Raw genomic sequence first — 17,957 nt, 5'->3', positions numbered from 1 at the left:
TACACGTATCGTCGCGTCGCGGCGCAAATGTAACAAAACCAGAAAAATTAGATAGCCGTCACTGACTGCCTACGATGATCGCTGCACAAACGCGTGGGCCTGTTAAAATGCCCGACCTTTTTTACAGACGACTCTTCATACCGCCATGTCCCGACTCAATCCCCGGCAGCAGGAAGCCGTGAACTACGTCGGCGGCCCTCTTTTGGTGCTCGCCGGTGCCGGTTCCGGCAAGACCAGTGTGATCACCCGCAAAATTGCCCACCTGATCCAGAACTGCGGCATCCGTGCTCAATACATCGTCGCCATGACCTTCACCAACAAGGCCGCGCGCGAGATGAAAGAGCGCGTCGGCACGCTGCTCAAGGGCGGTGAAGGGCGTGGCCTGACGGTCTCGACCTTCCACAATCTGGGCCTGAACATCATCCGCAAGGAACACACGCGGCTGGGCTATAAGCCGGGGTTTTCGATCTTTGACGAGACCGACGTCAAGGCTTTGATGACCGACATCATGCAAAAAGAGTACTCGGGTGACGACGGCGTCGACGCAATCAAGAACATGATCGGCTCGTGGAAAAACGATCTGATCCTGCCTGCCGAAGCTCTGGAAAACGCTCGCAACCCCAAAGAGCAGACTGCCGCCATCGTCTACACCCACTACCAGCGCACGCTCAAGGCGTACAACGCGGTGGACTTCGATGACCTGATTCTGGTGCCGGTCAAGCTGTTCCAGGAGCACCCCGACGTTCTGGAAAAATGGCAGAACAAGGTGCGCTACCTGCTGGTGGACGAGTATCAGGACACCAACGCCAGTCAGTACCTGCTGGTGAAACTGCTGATCGGCACGCGCAACCAGTTCACCGTGGTGGGCGACGACGACCAGTCGATCTACGCCTGGCGTGGTGCGCGGCCGGAAAACCTGATGTTGCTCAAGGACGACTATCCGTCGTTGAAAGTCGTCATGCTGGAGCAGAACTACCGCTCCACCAGCCGCATCCTGCGCTGCGCCAACGTGCTGATCTCCAACAACCCGCACGCCTTTGAAAAACAATTGTGGTCCGAGATGGGCCATGGTGACGAAATCCGCGTCATCCGCTGCCGTAACGAAGACGCCGAAGCCGAGCGGGTGGCGATGGAAATCCTCACCCTGCACCTGCGCACCGACCGGCCTTACAGCGACTTCGCCATCCTCTATCGCGGTAACTATCAAGCCAAGCTGATCGAGCTGAAATTGCAGCACCACCAGGTGCCGTATCGCCTGTCGGGTGGCAACAGCTTTTTCGGGCGCCAGGAAGTCAAGGACCTGATGGCCTACTTCCGCCTGCTGGTGAACCCCGACGACGACAACGCCTTCCTGCGGGTGATTAACGTGCCGCGCCGGGAAATCGGCTCGACCACGCTGGAAAAACTGGGCAACTACGCCACCGAGCGCAAAGTGTCGATGTACGCCGCCACCGAAGAAATCGGCCTGGGCGAGCATCTGGACAGCCGCTACACCGACCGGTTGCAGCGTTTCAAGCGCTGGATGGACGGCGTGCGCCAGCAGTGCGCGCAGAACGACCCTATCGCCGCGCTGCGCAGCATGGTCATGGACATCGATTACGAAAACTGGCTGCGCCAGAACAGCTCCAGCGAAAAGGCGGCCGATTACCGGATGAGCAACGTCTGGTTCCTGATCGAAGCGTTGAAAAACACGCTGGAGAAGGACGAAGAAGGCGGCATGACCATCGAGGAGGCCATCGGCAAGCTGGTCCTGCGCGACATGCTCGAGCGTCAGCAGGAAGAGGAAGACGGTGCCGAAGGCGTACAGATGATGACCCTGCACGCGTCCAAGGGCCTGGAGTTTCCGTACGTGTTCATCATGGGCATGGAGGAAGAGATCCTTCCGCACCGCTCCAGCATCGAAGCCGACACCATTGAAGAAGAGCGCCGTCTGGCCTACGTGGGCATTACCCGTGCGCGGCAGACCCTGGCGTTCACCTTCGCCGCCAAACGCAAGCAGTACGGCGAAATCATCGACTGCGCGCCTAGCCGTTTTCTGGACGAGCTGCCCCCGGACGATCTGGCCTGGGAAGGCAACGATGACACGCCTACGGAAGTTAAAGCGGTGCGCGGCAACACCGCACTCGCCGACATTCGCGCCATGCTGAAACGCTAGCCGACACCACGAAATTGATCATTTATTGCGCAATGGCGCAGCCAAGGAATTGAAGTGGAAGCACTGCACAAGAAGATTCGCGAAGAAGGCATCGTACTGTCCGATCAGGTGCTGAAGGTCGATGCGTTTCTCAACCATCAGATCGATCCGGCGTTGATGAAAGCCATCGGTGACGAATTCGCCCGCCTGTTCGCCGACGCAGGCGTGACCAAGATCGTGACCATCGAAGCATCCGGCATTGCCCCAGCGGTCATGGCCGGCCTGAACATGGGCGTACCGGTGATCTTCGCGCGCAAGCATCAGTCGCTGACCCTGACTGAAAACCTGCTGTCGGCGACCGTGTACTCGTTCACCAAGCAGGTGGAAAGCACCGTCGCCATCTCGCCGCGCCATCTGAACAGCACAGACAACGTGCTGATCATCGATGACTTCCTGGCCAACGGCAAAGCCTCGCAAGCGCTGATCTCGATCATCAAACAGGCTGGCGCCACCGTCGCAGGTCTGGGTATCGTGATCGAGAAATCCTTTCAGGGCGGCCGTGCCGAGCTGGATGCACAAGGCTATCGCGTAGAGTCGCTGGCACGGGTCGAGTCACTTGCCGGTGGCGTGGTGACGTTTAAGTAAGGCGCTTGGGGTTGCACACAAGTCCGCTTTTGATTCTGGCCGAAGGCTGTGGGACCGGGCGGCGCTTCGCTTGTCCGCGATGGGCTGCGAAGCGGCCCTGATCCAGACTACCTCGGTTGTACCTGATGTAACGTATGCACCGGTTTACTGCCGGTCCCCGGCAGTTCGCGGACGAGTCCGCTCCCACGAAAACCGAGAGATCCCGGACGAGCGAAGCATCGCCCGGTCCGCACACATAACGGGCTTCTGCCCACAGGGCGTGGGAGCGGACTTGTCCGCGATGGGGCCGCTAAGCTTTCCGAAAAATGCATCGCCCGGTCGGCTTCCACGGCCTCCGGCCAGAATCCAAAGCAGGCTTGCGTATCAGCCCGAAACACCCAGCGCACGCAAACGCCGATACAACGTGCGTTCGCTCAGCCCCAGTTCTCTGGCCAGTTCGCTGCGCGAGCCGTTGAATACGCGTAGCGCGTGGGCGAGTTTTTCCAGGCTGTCATCCGTTCTGCGGTAAGCCAGGCCGCTCTCTTCTTGATGCCCGCGCACTTCTGCGGGCAAGTCCTGTGCGCGAATGATGCCGTCATCGGTAAACAGTCGGGCGCGTTCAAGGATGTTGCGCAGTTCGCGGATGTTGCCCGGGTAGTGGTAGTGGCTCAGCAGCTTCATGGCATGGGCATCGATGCGCGGTGCAGCGCCCTGTGAGGTGCGTTGCAGCAGGCTGTCGATCAGCAATGGCAGGTCTTCGCTGCGTTCGCGCAGAGCGGGTAAGCGAATCGGGAATGCGCTGATGCGGTAAAACAGGTCCTGGCGAAAACTACCTTCGGCGACCATGTCCTTGATCGGTTTGTGGGTGGCAGCCACCAGACGGAAATCCGAGTGCACGGTTCTCAGGCTGCCCACCGGACGAAAGCTGCCGGACTCGATCAACCTCAACAGCTTGACCTGCATGGCCAGCGGCACCTCGCCGATCTCGTCCAGAAACAAGGTGCCGCCATGCGCCGCTTCGGCCAGGCCGGTCTTGCGTTGCAAAGCGCCGGTGAAGGCGCCTTTTTCATAGCCGAACAGCTCGCTTTCCAGCAGGTTCTCCGTCAGGCCCGTGCAGTCGACCACCACCAATGGCCCGGCGGACCTTGAGCTGCTGGCGTGCAGCGCGCGGGCAAACAGCTCTTTGCCGGTCCCGGACTCACCTTGCAGCAGCACGGGAATCTGCGCGGGTGCGGCACGTTGCAACGCACTCAAGACGTCCTTGAAAGCCGCCGAACGACCGACCAGCCCGTGCTGCTGAGGCTGGACCGAAGCCACTGCCACCGATGTCAGTCGTTCGACATAGGCAATGACCTCGCCACGATCATCAAGGATCGGCCGCAGCTCCACATCCACATGTTCCGGGCCACGCGGTGTGTGGTGAATGTGCAGCAAGCGCTCCGGACGCCGCGTCTCATCAGCCTTGCGCATCGGGCAATGCTCACCGGCCTGGTCGCAGGGCACTGCAAACTGATGGGAAACCCGGTAGCACTTTTCGCCCACGTGCGGCATGCCCTCGACCCCGAACTGGCGCTGATAGGCCGTGTTGGCAGCGATGATGTTGTAATCGGTGTCCAGAACAATGGTCGGCTGCACGTCGTGTTCGAGGTACGACACCAGCGATTGCATGCGGCTGCCGGGCAGATCGGTGGCGATGAGTGACATACGTGCTCCTGCGGAGGGCTCAGCCTGGGTTAAGTGGCTGCCAGTCTATGCCAGAAGCTGCCACATGACTGCCAGAATATGGCAGTCAATCCATGCTGATTGCCGTCCGCCCATCTTGTAGAACTGTTCAGACCCCCGTGCCCACTAAGCTCCACATGCTCAAACGCTGTTGGCATGTTTATTGAGAGTCAATAGCAACGTCTGCCAACCGCCTGGCCCCTATGGGCTTGTCTTGAGGCGATCTACAGCAACGGAAATCGCACATGATCATCGCTGAAAAGCTTTATGTCGAAGCGCTCTTCGACAGTCATACCTGGACCATCAGCTATCTGGTGATGGATCTGGAGAGCAGGCAATGCGCGCTGATTGACAGTGTGCTCGATTACGACCCCAAGTCCGGCCGTACCCGCACCGAAGCTGCAGACCGGATGATTGGCCGGGTGCGTGGTTTGCAGGGCTCGGTGCAGTGGATACTCGAAACCCATGTGCATGCCGATCATCTGTCGGCAGCGCCCTACCTTAAACAGAAGCTGGGCGGGCAAGTAGTCATCGGCAGTCACATCACGGTGGTCCAGGAAACCTTCGGAGCGCTGTTCAACGCGCCGGCGGATTTTGCGCGCAATGGCAGCCAGTTCGACGTGCTGGTCGAGGATGACGCCTCATTCGCCATTGGCGGGCTTCAGGTAAAAGCCATGCATACGCCGGGGCACACGCCAGCCTGTACGAGTTACCTGATACAGGTGGGCGAAAAGATGGTCGCGTTTGTGGGCGACACGCTGTTCATGCCCGATTACGGCACCGCACGCTGCGACTTTCCTGGTGCCGACGCACGCACGCTGTACCGCTCCATTCGCAAACTGCTGGCGTTGCCGCAGCAAACCATCCTGTTCATGTGCCATGACTACTTGCCCGACGGGCGAGATCTGAAATACATGACCACTGTCGCTGAGCAGCGCGCCAGCAATATCCATGTGCATGACGGCGTGGATGAAGACGCGTTCGTCAGCATGCGCGAAGCACGCGACGCCACGCTGGAGATGCCGGTGCTGATGCTCCCGGCGGTGCAAGTCAACATGCGCGGTGGCCACTTTCCCGAGCCGGATGACAACGGCGTCGTCTATCTGAAGATCCCGCTCAATGCTTTTTAAGCCCTGCCCGCTTTCGGAAACCCTGCGATGACTGCCTTGAACACTAACTGCCAGATCCTGATTGTCGGCGGCGGCGCTGCCGGCATAGCGACTGCCGCAAGCCTGCTTGCCCGTGACGCCTCGCTGCAAATCACGCTGGTGGACCCGGCCGATACCCATTACTACCAGCCAGGCTGGACCATGGTCGGTGCGGGGGTTTTTGAGCCGCAATCGACGGCGCGCAGTATGGAGTCGCTTATTCCCAAAGGTGTGCAGTGGATCAAGGCTGCGGTAGCGACGTTCGAGCCGCAGGATAACGCCCTCACGCTGGAAGACGGGCGTTCGATTGGCTATCAGCAACTGGTGGTTTGCCCTGGCCTGAAACTGGATTGGGCGGCCATCGACGGGCTGGTCGATACGCTGGGTGCCAATGGCGTGACCTCCAATTATCGTTATGACCTGGCGCCCTACACCTGGAAACTGGTGCAGGGCCTGAAACAGGGTCGCGCGTTATTCACCCAGCCGCCCATGCCGATCAAATGCGCGGGTGCGCCTCAGAAAGCCCTGTACTTGTCCTGCGATCACTGGCTCAAAGCGGGTCGTCTCGGGCAGATCAACGCACAGTTCTATAATGCCGGTGGCGTGTTGTTCGGCGTGGCGGACTATGTTCCTGCGCTGATGAAGTATGTTCAACGCTATGCCATCGACCTCAAGTTCAGCCATCGACTGATCGCGGTCGACGGGCCTGGAAAGCGCGCGACGTTCATCCAGACGCTGCCGGACGGAACCTGTGAGACCGTCGAGCAAAGCTTCGAGATGTTGCACGTAGTGCCACCGCAGATTGCCCCGGACTTCATCCGCAACAGCCCGCTGGCCGATGTGGCAGGCTGGGTGGACGTGGATCCCGCCACGCTCAGGCACCGCCGGTTCGCCAACATTCATGGCCTGGGCGATGTCACCAACACCAGCAATGCCAAGACGGCCGCGGCAGCGCGCAAGCAGGCGCCGGTGGCGGCCAACAACGTGCTGGTTGCGATGGGTCGTCTGAGTGAACCCGTCATTTACGACGGTTATGGCTCCTGCCCGCTGACGGTCGAAAAAGGCAAGATCGTGCTGGCCGAGTTCACCTATGGCGGCAAGGTTGCCCCCAGCTTTCCGGGCTGGTTGCTGGATGGCCGCAAACCGACCCGTCTGGCGTGGTGGTTGAAGGCGAGCGTGCTGCCGGCGCTGTACTGGAACGGCATGCTCAAAGGCCGTGAATGGCTGGCCCGACCGAAGAAGGCCACAGCCAGACATGATTGATCACTCGCTATTGGGTGCAGGTCTGGGCGTGATCATCGGGGCGGTCCTGGCGTTGACGGGTGCTGGCGGTGGCATTCTGGCAGTGCCGCTGCTGGTATTCGGGCTGGGCCTGACGATTATCGAAGCAGCGCCGGTAGGCTTGCTGGCTGTCGGTCTTGCCGCCGGGGTCGGTGCGGTATTGGGGCTGCGTCAGGGCATCGTGCGCTATCGCGCTGCGGGTTACATTGCGGGTATCGGCGTGCTGATGGCACCCATCGGTCTCTGGCTTGCCCATCGTTTGCCCAACACGCCGCTGGCGCTGATCTTTTCTGCCGTGTTGCTGTATGCCTGCGGGCGTATCTTCATCAGGGCCAGCCGCGAACTGCGTGATGGCCGCCAGGCACCGCGTGCGCAAATGCTGCCTTGCGTGCTCAATCCGTTGCAAGGTCGCCTGCGCTGGACAATGCCGTGCCTGCGCGCCCTGACGTTGACGGGTATGTGCTCGGGGTTGCTCTCCGGGCTGCTTGGTGTTGGCGGTGGTTTTGTGATCATTCCGGCGCTGACACGCTACAGCGACCTGAACATGAAAAGCGTCGTGGCGACATCGCTTGCGGTAATCGCGCTGGTCTCGACCGGTAGCGTCATCATCGCGTCGCTCAGTGGGGTGATGCACTGGGCAGTGGGCGCGCCCTTCGCACTCGGCGCAGTGGCCGGTTTGCTAGGTGGCAGGCAGGTCGCCCGCTACCTGGCAGGGCCGCGCTTGCAGCAGTTGTTTGCTGTTTGCGGGATTGCGGCAGCGTTGATGCTGGTGTTTGCGGTGGTGCAGGTGTGAGCGCCAGGCATTGAGATCGGATGCCGAGCGTCCAGGGCTGTGTACCGACGCTGGAGCGTCGGCACAATATTTATCCGTCTATCCTGTCAGCCCGGTTGTATTGTGCAATCCGGCCAGCAATAGCCGCTGATACAGTTCCTCGCGCAGGCCTTGAGGCTGGTCGAGTTGCATGCGTTGCAAGTGCTGCGGGAAGGTCTCCGGGTCGGGGGCGTCGAGGGTGGCTTTGCCCAGTTCGAGTATTTCGGTGAGCTTGAGTTTGCTCTTCAGCCAGTTCAATGCGCGCAGCAGATCACGCTCCTCGGGGGTGAAGTCGCAGCCTAGCGGGTACTCGGTGAACAACGACGGATAGTGAGCAGCAATGCCACGCAGGCGCTCCGGCGTATTCTGGGTAAAGCGCGGGTCGAGGATGAAGTCCTTGGGCAATTTACCGGCCTTTTGCGCCTGCTCGATCAAGCCGGGCTGAAACCGCGAATCGCTGATGTTCAGAATGCGTTCGATCACTGTGGCGTCAGTCTGACCGCGCAAGTCAGCGATGCCGTATTCAGTCACGACGATATCGCGCAGGTGCCGGGGGATCGTCGTGTGGCCGTACTGCCAGACGATATTGGAACTGACCTCGCCGCCTGACTCGCGCCAGCTGCGCAGCATCAGAATCGAACGCGCGCCCTCAAGCGCATGGGCCTGCGCGACAAAGTTGTACTGGCCGCCCACGCCGCTCAGCACCCGCCCGTCTTCCAGTTGATCGGCCACCGCTGCACCCATCAGGGTGACGGTGAACGCGCTGTTGATAAAACGCGCATCGCGGCGTTGCAGACGCTTGAGGTCTTCCTGGCCGTAAAGCTCGTTGATGTAGCTGATGGCAGTCATGTTGAACTGCGCCAATCGCTCGGCGGGTAGCTCGCGCAGCCGCTCGTAGAAGCTTGACGGCCCTAGAAAAAACCCACCATGCACGACCACACCTTCAGGGTGCGCGTCTTCATCCAGCGTGCCCATGTTGGCCAGTCTTTGCAGTTCGGCATCGGCATACACCTTGCGCCGCACAATGCCCGCATCGGCCAGCACCAGCAGCCCGTTGACGAACATCTCGCTGCAACCATAAAGCCCGCTGGCGAAAGGCTGAGTACCGCCTTCCCGGTCGATCAGGGTCTGCCAGTTGCTCATGTTCAGGTCAGCCAGCAGGCTGCGCCAGGTTTCGTTGTCGGCCTGCCGCGCCAGCAATGCGCCGGTCAGTGCGTCGCCCATCGAGCCGATGCCAATCTGCAATGTGCCGCCGTCGCGCACCAGCGTGCTGGCATGCAGACCGATCAGGTGATCCTGATAACCCACCGGCATGTTGGGCGTGGAAAACAGCGTGCTGTGTTCGTCTTCGTTCAACAGCAGGTCGAAGGCTTCGACGTCCAGCTCCGAGTCGCCCGGCATGTACGGCAGGTCGGCATGGACCTGCCCAAGCATCAGAATGGTCTCCCCGGCGGCGCGCCGTTTGGCGATCATCGGCAGCAGGTCGAGGGTCACGTCGGGGTTGCAACTGAGGCTCAGCGTGCCCGGCCGCTGGTCGTCACGCGCGACCAGTTGCGCCACCAGATTCAGGCCATGGGCGTTGATATCGCGGGCGGCGTGGCTGTAATTGCTGCTGACGTAGTCCTGCTGGGCCGGAGCACTGTCGAGCAGGCTGCCCGGCTGCATGAAGAACTGCTGAACGCGGATGTTGGGAGGCAGCTTGTCGCGGCGCAATGCGGCGAGAAATTCAAGCTCCGGGTAGTCACCGAAGGTGCGTTCCAGAAACGGCTCGAGAAACCGCGCCTGCAAACCCTCACCGGGTGTGGGGCGTCCCAGGGTCAGGGCGGTGTAGATCGTCAGCCGTCGCTCTGGCAGCTGGCTGATGCGCTGGTACAACGCGTTGACGAACCGATTGGGCTTGCCCAACCCCAGCGGCATGCCGAGATGGACATGCTCGGGTAACTGCGCCAGAACGTGATCGACGGCTTGCTCGATGGAACAGGAATACGGCATCCCAGCTCTCCTGAATTGTTATTGGGTGCAGCTTGGACCTTTGATGCAGTGAAAGTGCTGCATGGCGGGTGCGCAGAGCGGCCAGTACAGCTCCGCTCACTCCAGCCCGGACATGCTCCGTATGGCATTCTTCAGTTCGTCGTCAGTGCAATCGGCGCAGCTGCCTTTGGGCGGCATGATGCTCAGGCCTTTCAGGGTGCTGGCCAGCAGGCCATCGAGCCCGCCGGCTTTATTCGCGCGCTCTTCCCAGGCCGCGGTGTCGCCGATTTTCGGCGCTTTCAGCAAGCCGACGCTGTGACAGGCCACGCAGTGCGTGGCAATGATGTCGTCAGGGGATCGGGCGTTGTCGGCAGCCTGGGCGTTGAACGCCCAAACCGTCAGTGCACCTGCGGTGGCCAGAATCTTCAGGGTAAGGTTCACGCTGCACTCATCGCGATAAGGCGCTCAGAAATTGGCGGGTGTTGCCGCGCTGATCAACCGCGCAGGCACGTCGAACGGGTTGCGGAAGCGATGCGGTCGGGTGCTTGCGAAATAGTAGCTGTCGCCCGCTTCTAGCAAGTAGGTGTCGAGCCCGACCACCAGCTCAAGACGCCCTTCCACAAGGATTCCGGTTTCTTCGCCCTCATGAATCAGCATTTCTTCCCCGGTGTCTGCACCCGGCGGGTAGGTTTCGGTGAGAAACGCGATGGCGCGGCCCTGATGCGATTTGCCGACCAGCTTCATGGTCACGGCGCCGTCAGAGATATCGATCAGCTCGCTGGCCTTGTAGACCACCTGAGCTGAGTTTTCCGGCACGGTCTCTTCGGAAAAAAACTCGACCATGGACATGGGAATGCCACCCAGCACTTTGCGCAGGGAACTGATCGACGGGCTGACGCTGTTTTTCTCGATCATGGAGATGGTGCTATTGGTCACGCCTGCCCGTTTGGCGAGTTCACGCTGGGACAGGCCCTTGAGCTTGCGAATCGATTGCAGCCGTTCACCCACGTCCAATGCGATATTCCCCCAGTTTTTGTCAGGTCTAGTCGAGATGAACGCCATCATGGCAACAGCGTTCATTATTTACAACACTTCGACCGACACCGCGCGCCTCGGGGGCCTGGCGGACAGATCAGGCAATCAGTTTTCTGAATAGATGCGCGGAACGCGACGCAGGTTGCAGAAGATCTGATAGGGAATGGTGCCCGCTTGCGTGGCCACTTCGCTGGCGAGCACGGCCTTGCCCCACAGCTCGACGCGGCTGCCGAGCCCGGCCTGCGGCACGTCGGTCAGGTCTACGCAGAGCATGTCCATCGACACCCGGCCAAGCAGCCTTGAGCGTTGGCCGTCGATCAGCACCGGCGTACCCGTCGGCGCATGGCGCGGATAGCCGTCGGCGTAGCCCATTGCGACTACGCCGATGCGCAGGGGGCGCTCACTGACGAAAGTCGCGCCGTAACCCACGGCTTCGCCAGCGGGCAGTTCGCGCACGCTGATGACTTTCGATTCAAGGGTCATGACCGGTTGCAGACGCTCGGCAAGCGGCTGCGTCTGGTCAAACGGCGTGGCGCCGTAGAGCATGATGCCGGTGCGTGACCAATCGCTGGGGATCTTCGGCCAGCCCATCACGGCGGGAGAATTTTTCAGGCTGGTTTCAGCCACAAGCCCTTGGCGAGCGGCTTCAAATACCGCGACCTGCTGATCGCTGCAGGCGCTGTTCAATTCGTCGGCACACGAAAAATGGCTCATCAGGACGACCCTGGCCACTTTGCCGGTCGCCAGTAAACGTTGATACGCCGCGCGATACTCGGAAGGGTGCAGGCCCACACGGTGCATGCCGGTGTCGAGCTTGAGCCAGACCGTCAGAGGTTTGCCAAGCTGCGCCTGTTCAATGGCTTCCAGTTGCCAGATCGCGTGCACCACCGTCCACAAGTCGTGCTCGACAATCAGTGCCAGCTCGTCGGCTTCAAAAAAGCCTTCGAGCAGCAGAATCGGCGCTCGGATACCTGCCGCGCGCAGTTCCAGTGCTTCTTCGATACACGCCACCGCGAAACCGTCGGCCTGCGCTTCCAGTGCCTGAGCGACATGCACCGCGCCGTGACCATAGGCGTCGGCCTTGATGACGGCCAGCGCTCTGCCGCCGCTGCTGTCACGGGCCAGTCGGTAGTTGTGGCGCAGTGCCTGAAGATCAATAAGGGCGCGGGCTGGACGCATGGTGACGTTTCTTGTCTGGAGAGGTGAAAAGGGTCAAAACGCCCGACGCCGATAGAGCGTCGCCGGGCTTTTCGATGTGTTACGGCAGCGCGGCAATAACCGACAGTTCGACGAGGATTTGCGGCTCGCACAGTTTGGCTTCGACCGTTGCACGCGCAGGTGCGAAGCCCTTGGGCAGCCATTTGTCCCAGACGCTGTTCATGCCCGCGAAGTCAGCGTCGATGTCTTTGAGGTAGATCGTGACCGACAGAATGCGCGTTTTGTCGGTGCCGGCCAGGTCGAGCAAACGCTCGATGCTGTTCAGCACCTCTCGGGTTTGCTGCTCGACACCCGCAGTCATGTCATCGCCTACCTGCCCCGCCAGATAAACGGTGCCATTGTGGACGACGACCTGACTCATGCGCTCATTGGTGAGCTGGCGCTGGATTGACATGCTGTGCATTCTCCTGGGGGTTGCCGTAACGAGAAATATCAAGCCCTGCGGCACTGATCTGAGGTCTCTTGCGGGCAATGAGGTCTGCCAGCAAGCGGCCTGAACCGCACGCCATCGTCCAGCCCAATGTACCGTGACCGGTATTGAGGAACAGGTTGCGCAACGGTGTTGCACCCACGATCGGTGTGCCATCGGGTGTAGTCGGACGCAGCCCGGTCCAGAAACTGGCCTGGCTCAGGTCGCCGCCCTGAGGATAGAGGTCGCCGACGATCATCTCCAGCGTTTCACGCCGACGCGGGTTGAGCGAGAGATCGAACCCGGCGATTTCCGCCATGCCGCCGACCCGGATCCGGTTATCGAAGCGGGTGATGGCGACTTTGTAGGTTTCATCGAGAATGGTTGAAGTCGGTGCCATGGCCGGGTTGCTGATCGGCACGGTCAGCGAATAGCCCTTGAGCGGGTAGACCGGTGCCTTGATGCCCAGCGGCTTGAGCAACTGCGGCGAATAGCTGCCCAGCGCCAGCACGTAGCGGTCAGCGGTTTCCAGTACACCATCAATCCACACGCCACTGACGGTGTCGCCTGCATGCTCAAGGCGTTCGATGTTCTGCCCGTAACGAAACTCGACACCCAGCTCGACAGCCATCTGAGCCAGGCGCGTGGTGAACAACTGGCAATCGCCGGTCTGGTCGTTGGGCAGGCGCAGTGCGCCACTGAGGATGCCGGTCACACCGGCAAGCGCAGGCTCGACACGGGCAATGCCTGCGCGGTCCAGCAGCTCGTAAGGCACGCCGGACTGTTCAAGCACGGCGATATCCTTGGCGGCGTTATCCAGTTGTGCCTGGGTCCGAAACAACTGGGTGGTCCCCAGGCTGCGCCCTTCATAGGCAATGCCGGTTTCGATGCGCAGCTCATCAAGGCAATCGCGGCTGTATTCGGACAGACGCACCATGCGCTCTTTGTTGACGGCATAGCGGTTGGCCGTGCAATTGCGAAGCATTTGCGCCATCCACAGGTATTGATCAATATCTGCGGTGGCTTTGATTGCCAGAGGCGAATGACGCTGCAGCAGCCATTTGATTGCCTTGAGCGGCACACCCGGCGCAGCCCAAGGCGAGGCGTAGCCCGGCGAGACCTGACCGGCATTGGCGAAGCTGGTTTCCATGCCGACCGCCGGCTGACGATCGACCACTGTCACCTGGAAGCCGGCACGCGCCAGATAATAAGCACTGGTTGTACCGATTACGCCACTACCAAGGACCAGAACGCGCATGTCGATGACCTCATCGCGGATATCCGCTGACGTTTTAAGTTTTAAGCAAGGATGTGGGCAGTATATTGAGCAATGGGCAGTGCTTCTCACTGTATAAGCATCTATATTTGGCGTTTATTCACGGCAATAAACGCTTTGCTAGAGGGGAAATTACCCGTGCGCACTCAACACCAGTCAAATCGCGAGCTGGACAAGATCGACCGCAACATCTTGCGCATCCTTCAGGCCGACGGTCGTATCTCGTTTACCGAGCTTGGCGAGCGGGTTGGCCTCTCGACCACGCCGTGCACCGAGCGCGTGCGTCGGCTGGAGCGCGAGGGGATCATCATGGGGTACAACGCCCGTCTGAACCCACAGAGCCTCAAGGCTAGCCTGCTGGTGTTCGTGGAAATCAGTCTGGATTACAAGTCCGGTGACACGTTCGAGGAATTTCGCCGCGCAGTGCTCAAGCTGCCGCACGTGCTGGAGTGTCATCTGGTGTCCGGCGACTTCGACTACCTGGTCAAGGCGCGTATTTCCGAAATGGCCTCTTATCGCAAGCTGCTGGGCGACATCTTGCTCAAGCTGCCGCATGTGCGCGAGTCCAAGAGCTACATCGTGATGGAAGAAGTCAAAGAGAGCCTGAACCTGCCGATTGCCGACTGATCATGCTCGCCGGCCTAGACCAGCACTTGCCGGGTTGAGGCCATGTACTCGTGAATCTGCTTTTCGGCCCGTGGATGAATCAGTTCGACCGGACGACGGCCGTTCGGGCACGGCAGGCTTGCGGTGGTGCCGAACAGGCGGCAGATCAGCGGGCGTTCGTCATACACGGTGCAGCCTTGCGGGCCGAGGTGTACACAGTTGAGTTCATTGAAGGCCGCTTCCTGCTCGGCGACCGTCTTGCGCGGCAGGCGCGACATTTCTTCGGACGAGGTCGTCACCGGGCCGCAGCAGTCGTGACAGCCGGGCACGCAGTCGAACGAAGGAATCTGGCGGCGCAGATCGCGGACTTTTTCACGGTTACAGCTCATTGAATCGATCACCCGAACGTGTTGCCGCAAGTGTGCCTCAGTTGGCAGGCGCATGACAGCGGCTTATCCTCCTGACAACCCAGACGCCGCCAACAGGACAAATCCATGAACGCCCGCGTTCAGCACCTAGCCCGTGACGATCAGCATGTTGCCTCCTATTACGCCGCCAGCAGCCACCCGCAAGCGGATCACCCGGCGTTGCAAGGTGAGTTGAAGGTCGATGTGTGTGTCGTGGGTGGCGGGTTTTCCGGGCTTAACACCGCCATTGAGCTGGCCGAGCGCGGGCTGAGTGTTGCGCTGCTGGAAGCACGCAAGATCGGCTGGGGGGCGAGCGGGCGTAACGGCGGCCAATTGATTCGTGGTGTCGGTCATGGCGTCGAGCAGTTTGCCAATGTCATTGGCAGTGAAGGCGTGAGGCAGCTCAAGCTGCTGGGCATCGAAGCGGTTGAAATCGTGCGCCGGCGCATCGAACGGTACGGGATCGAATGCGACCTGAAGTGGGGTTATTGCGATCTGGCCAACAAGCCGCGTGATCTGCACAGCCTTGCCAAAGACGCCGAGGAGTTGCGCAGCCTGGGTTATCGACATGAGTTGACGTTGCTGCAAGCCGATCAGATGCGCACTGTCGTGGGCTCCGACCGCTATGTCGGCGGGTTGATCGACCTGGGTTCCGGGCATCTGCACCCGTTGAATCTCGCGCTGGGCGAAGCCGCCGTCGCGCAATCTCTGGGCGTGCAAGTGTTTGAGCATTCTGCTGTCACGCGCATCGACTACGGTCCGCAGGTCAAGGTGCACACGGCTCAGGGCTCGGTGCTTGCGAAAACCCTGGTGCTGGGTTGCAACGCTTATCTCGACGAGCTGAACCCGGAAATCAGCGGCAAGGTGTTGCCCGCAGGCAGCTACATCATTGCGACCGAGCCTTTGAGTGAGGCGCAGGCACGCGAGTTGCTGCCGCAGGACATGGCTGTTTGCGACCAGCGGGTAACGGTTGATTACTATCGGTTGTCTGCTGACCGCCGCTTGTTGTTCGGCGGTGCCTGCCATTATTCGGGGCGCGATCCGCAGGATATCGCCGCTTACATGCGCCCCAAAATGCTGGATGTATTTCCGCAACTGGCCAGCGTGGCCATTGATTATCAGTGGGGCGGGATGATCGGGATCGGTGCCAACCGCTTGCCGCAGATTGGCCGACTCAGCCAGCAGCCAAACGTGTTTTACGCCCAGGCTTACTCGGGGCATGGCGTGAATGCCACGCACCTGGCGGGTCGCTTGCTGGCCGAAGCCATCGCCGGGCAACACAGCGACGGCTTCGAACTGTTTGCCAGGGTGCCGCACATGACCTTTCCGGGCGGCAAACACCTGCGCTCGCCGTTACTGGCGCTGGGCATGCTCTGGCATCGCCTGAAAGAGCTGCGCTGAAAGGCTCACGCCCTCCAGAACGGCTTCATCGCCTCCACTCTGGCCTGCTGAAAATCCAGGCCAACGTCGCGCAGTTGATCGTCGGTCAGTGTCAGCAAGGTGCGGCGCGATGCCCAGCGGTGACGATACAGCGCCCAGCGGCTCATGATCGCCAGTAGGTCGGCCTTTTTCGGGCGGACCGTTCGGAGCACTGTCGGCCGATATTCATTCAATTCCTGGCTGTGAAGCGCAAGGCGCACATCGCTGAACCCGTTCATCTCCAATTCCCTCATCCTGGGTGGGTGTGGGTCTATGATGAAGCGAACAACCAAACCATTACAGATTCAAAAAGTTCTTATATTTTCCATACAGAAGATTCAAATACGCTGCTGAATGCTATATTTTCGGCTGATCTGTATTGCTTTACAGCGTTGAATAACTTGAGAGTACGCCATGACGCTCTACGTCAACCTTGCCGAACTGCTCGGCTCGCGCATCGAAAACGGCTTTTACCGGCCCGGCGACCGTCTGCCGTCGGTACGCGCCTTGAGCGTCGAACACGGTGTCAGTTTGAGCACCGTGCAGCAGGCGTACCGGGTTCTGGAAGACAGCGGGCTGGCCGCGCCGAAACCCAAATCCGGCTATTTTGTCTCGGTCAGCAGGCATGCACCCGCGCTCCCGGCGGTGGGTCGGCCAGCGCAACGGCCTGTGGATATCTCTCAATGGGATCAGGTGCTGGACCTGATTCGGGTAGCGCCCCGCGAGGCGGTCACCCAACTGGGGCGCGGCATGCCCGACGTCACCAGCCCGACTCTGAAACCGCTGATGCGCGCCTTGGGCCAGTTGAGCCGCCATCAGGACATGCCGGGCCTGTATTATGACAATATTTACGGCGTGCTCAGGCTGCGTGAGCAGGTTGCCCGGTTGATGCTCGACTCCGGCTGCAACCTGACCGCCAATGACGTGATCATCACCAATGGCTGTCATGAGGCACTGTCTGCAAGCGTGCGGGCGATCTGCTCGCCCGGTGACATCGTGGCGGTGGACTCGCCAAGCTTCTTCGGTGCCATGCAGACCCTCAAGGGTGTGGGCATGAAGGCGCTGGAAATCCCCACCGATCCGTTGACTGGCATCAGCCTTGAAGCGCTGGAACTGGCCCTTGAGCAGTGGCCGATCAAGGTCATCCAGCTGACGCCCAACTGCAACAACCCGCTGGGTTACGTCATGCCGGAAGCCCGAAAGCGCGCCTTGCTGACCCTGGCGCAACGCTTTGACGTGGCGATCATTGAGGATGATGTGTATGGCGATCTGGCCTACAACTACCCTCGCCCGCGCACCATCAAGTCGTTCGATGAGGATGGCCGCGTGCTGCTCTGCAGTTCGTTTTCCAAAACCCTGGCACCTGGGCTGCGGATTGGCTGGGTCGCGCCGGGCCGCTATCTGGAGCGGGTGCTGCACATGAAATACATCGGCACCGGTTCCACTGCCCCGCAGCCGCAACTGGCCATCGCCGATTTTCTTGAAGGCGGGCATTACGAGCCGCACGTGCGCCGCATGCGTACGCAGTATCAGCGCAGCCGTGACCAGATGATCGACTGGGTGATGCGCTATTTCCCGGAAGGCACCCGCGCCAGTCGTCCACAGGGCAGTTTCATGTTGTGGGTGGAGCTGGCCGAGGATTTTGACACGTTGCGCTTGAATCGCGCCTTGCTGGACAAGGGTGTGCAGATTGCCGTGGGCAGTATTTTTTCGGCCTCGGGCAAATACCGCAACTGCATGCGCTTGAACTACGCAGCCAAATCGAGCCGCGAAATCGAGAGCGCCGTGCGTATCGTGGGCGAGACGATTGCGCAACTGATTGCGCAAAGTGACTGACGCGGGCAAATCTTTCCCGGTTTTGTGGGTCATATCGCCAAGTCGAGCCATCTCCAGACG

The 17,957-nt window shown here is 60.5% G+C and carries 17 protein-coding genes; 8 read left to right on the top strand and 9 right to left on the bottom strand.

The features are described 5' to 3' along the window. The first annotated feature begins 145 nt into the window (after nt 1–145). Nucleotides 146–2,155 (top strand): DNA helicase Rep, encoded by a 2,010-nt coding sequence (gene rep, locus PSPTO_RS00605; protein ID WP_011102994.1) that lies wholly within the window; start codon nt 146–148, stop codon nt 2,153–2,155. Between the two features lie 54 nt (nt 2,156–2,209). After that, the gene (locus PSPTO_RS00600; protein ID WP_003378039.1) at nt 2,210–2,779 is read left to right on the top strand and encodes a xanthine phosphoribosyltransferase; all 570 of its coding nucleotides are present in this window, start codon (nt 2,210–2,212) and stop codon (nt 2,777–2,779) included. 363 nt (nt 2,780–3,142) lie between these two features. Here the strand turns inward: PSPTO_RS00600 and PSPTO_RS00595 are convergent, their stop codons facing one another. Continuing rightward, a complete protein-coding gene (locus tag PSPTO_RS00595; protein ID WP_005769514.1) occupies nt 3,143–4,462 on the bottom strand; it encodes a sigma-54 interaction domain-containing protein in 1,320 nt (439 codons plus the stop codon). A gap of 263 nt (nt 4,463–4,725) precedes the next feature. On the opposite strand from PSPTO_RS00595, the gene PSPTO_RS00590 reads away from it, so the two are divergent. From PSPTO_RS00590 to PSPTO_RS00580, 3 genes are read left to right on the top strand one after another with little or no spacing between them, the layout of a single operon-like run. After that, nucleotides 4,726–5,610: an MBL fold metallo-hydrolase gene (locus PSPTO_RS00590; protein WP_005769516.1), complete on the top strand. Its 885-nt coding sequence runs from the start codon at nt 4,726–4,728 to the stop codon at nt 5,608–5,610. 27 nt (nt 5,611–5,637) lie between these two features. Beyond that, nucleotides 5,638–6,891 carry an NAD(P)/FAD-dependent oxidoreductase gene (locus PSPTO_RS00585; protein WP_011102993.1) on the top strand — a complete coding sequence of 418 codons (1,254 nt, stop codon included), beginning with the start codon at nt 5,638–5,640 and terminating at the stop codon, nt 6,889–6,891. Beyond that, nucleotides 6,884–7,702 carry a sulfite exporter TauE/SafE family protein gene (locus PSPTO_RS00580; RefSeq protein ID WP_011102992.1) on the top strand — a complete coding sequence of 273 codons (819 nt, stop codon included), beginning with the start codon at nt 6,884–6,886 and terminating at the stop codon, nt 7,700–7,702. The genes PSPTO_RS00585 and PSPTO_RS00580 overlap by 8 nt, the downstream gene beginning before the upstream one ends. Before the next feature lie 78 nt (nt 7,703–7,780). Here the strand turns inward: PSPTO_RS00580 and PSPTO_RS00575 are convergent, their stop codons facing one another. The 6 genes from PSPTO_RS00575 to dadA form a co-directional block, all read right to left on the bottom strand. After that, a complete protein-coding gene (locus tag PSPTO_RS00575; protein WP_011102991.1) occupies nt 7,781–9,712 on the bottom strand; it encodes an acetyl-CoA hydrolase/transferase C-terminal domain-containing protein in 1,932 nt (643 codons plus the stop codon). A gap of 96 nt (nt 9,713–9,808) precedes the next feature. Then, complete coding sequence (locus tag PSPTO_RS00570; RefSeq protein WP_005769524.1) at nt 9,809–10,132, bottom strand: c-type cytochrome; 324 nt, start codon at nt 10,130–10,132, stop codon at nt 9,809–9,811. A 24-nt stretch (nt 10,133–10,156) separates the two neighbouring features. After that, nucleotides 10,157–10,705 carry a cupin domain-containing protein gene (locus PSPTO_RS00565; RefSeq protein ID WP_010208319.1) on the bottom strand — a complete coding sequence of 183 codons (549 nt, stop codon included), beginning with the start codon at nt 10,703–10,705 and terminating at the stop codon, nt 10,157–10,159. 126 nt (nt 10,706–10,831) lie between these two features. Next, nucleotides 10,832–11,905 (bottom strand): alanine racemase, encoded by a 1,074-nt coding sequence (gene alr, locus PSPTO_RS00560; protein WP_005769528.1) that lies wholly within the window; start codon nt 11,903–11,905, stop codon nt 10,832–10,834. 79 nt (nt 11,906–11,984) lie between these two features. Further along, nucleotides 11,985–12,338, bottom strand: coding sequence for a RidA family protein (locus tag PSPTO_RS00555; protein WP_005769531.1), 354 nt, complete (start codon nt 12,336–12,338; stop codon nt 11,985–11,987). Further along, nucleotides 12,310–13,611 carry a D-amino acid dehydrogenase gene (dadA, locus tag PSPTO_RS00550; protein ID WP_005769533.1) on the bottom strand — a complete coding sequence of 434 codons (1,302 nt, stop codon included), beginning with the start codon at nt 13,609–13,611 and terminating at the stop codon, nt 12,310–12,312. The genes PSPTO_RS00555 and dadA overlap by 29 nt, the downstream gene beginning before the upstream one ends. Nucleotides 13,612–13,767: 156 nt before the next feature. On the opposite strand from dadA, the gene PSPTO_RS00545 reads away from it, so the two are divergent. Continuing rightward, the gene (locus tag PSPTO_RS00545; RefSeq protein ID WP_004655323.1) at nt 13,768–14,256 is read left to right on the top strand and encodes an Lrp/AsnC ligand binding domain-containing protein; all 489 of its coding nucleotides are present in this window, start codon (nt 13,768–13,770) and stop codon (nt 14,254–14,256) included. 14 nt (nt 14,257–14,270) lie between these two features. Here PSPTO_RS00545 and PSPTO_RS00540 read toward each other — a convergent pair whose 3' ends face one another. Next, on the bottom strand, nt 14,271–14,624 hold the full coding sequence (locus tag PSPTO_RS00540) for a YkgJ family cysteine cluster protein (RefSeq protein ID WP_005769534.1): 354 nt from the start codon (nt 14,622–14,624) through the stop codon (nt 14,271–14,273). A gap of 105 nt (nt 14,625–14,729) precedes the next feature. Here PSPTO_RS00540 and PSPTO_RS00535 point away from each other — a divergent pair, with 105 nt between their 5' ends. Continuing rightward, nucleotides 14,730–16,043, top strand: coding sequence for an NAD(P)/FAD-dependent oxidoreductase (locus PSPTO_RS00535; protein ID WP_005769536.1), 1,314 nt, complete (start codon nt 14,730–14,732; stop codon nt 16,041–16,043). A 5-nt stretch (nt 16,044–16,048) separates the two neighbouring features. Here the strand turns inward: PSPTO_RS00535 and PSPTO_RS00530 are convergent, their stop codons facing one another. After that, on the bottom strand, nt 16,049–16,300 hold the full coding sequence (locus tag PSPTO_RS00530) for a DUF1127 domain-containing protein (protein ID WP_005769538.1): 252 nt from the start codon (nt 16,298–16,300) through the stop codon (nt 16,049–16,051). A 175-nt stretch (nt 16,301–16,475) separates the two neighbouring features. Here PSPTO_RS00530 and PSPTO_RS00525 point away from each other — a divergent pair, with 175 nt between their 5' ends. Continuing rightward, nucleotides 16,476–17,897 carry a PLP-dependent aminotransferase family protein gene (locus PSPTO_RS00525; protein WP_005769539.1) on the top strand — a complete coding sequence of 474 codons (1,422 nt, stop codon included), beginning with the start codon at nt 16,476–16,478 and terminating at the stop codon, nt 17,895–17,897. The last annotated feature ends 60 nt before the right edge of the window (nt 17,898–17,957 follow it).

The sequence above is a fragment of the Pseudomonas syringae pv. tomato str. DC3000 genome (assembly GCF_000007805.1).
In the GTDB taxonomy this organism is placed as follows: Bacteria; Pseudomonadota; Gammaproteobacteria; order Pseudomonadales; family Pseudomonadaceae; genus Aquipseudomonas; species Aquipseudomonas avellanae.
Note: the sequence above shows the minus strand (reverse complement) of the source record. Positions and strands in the feature narration are given on the sequence as shown.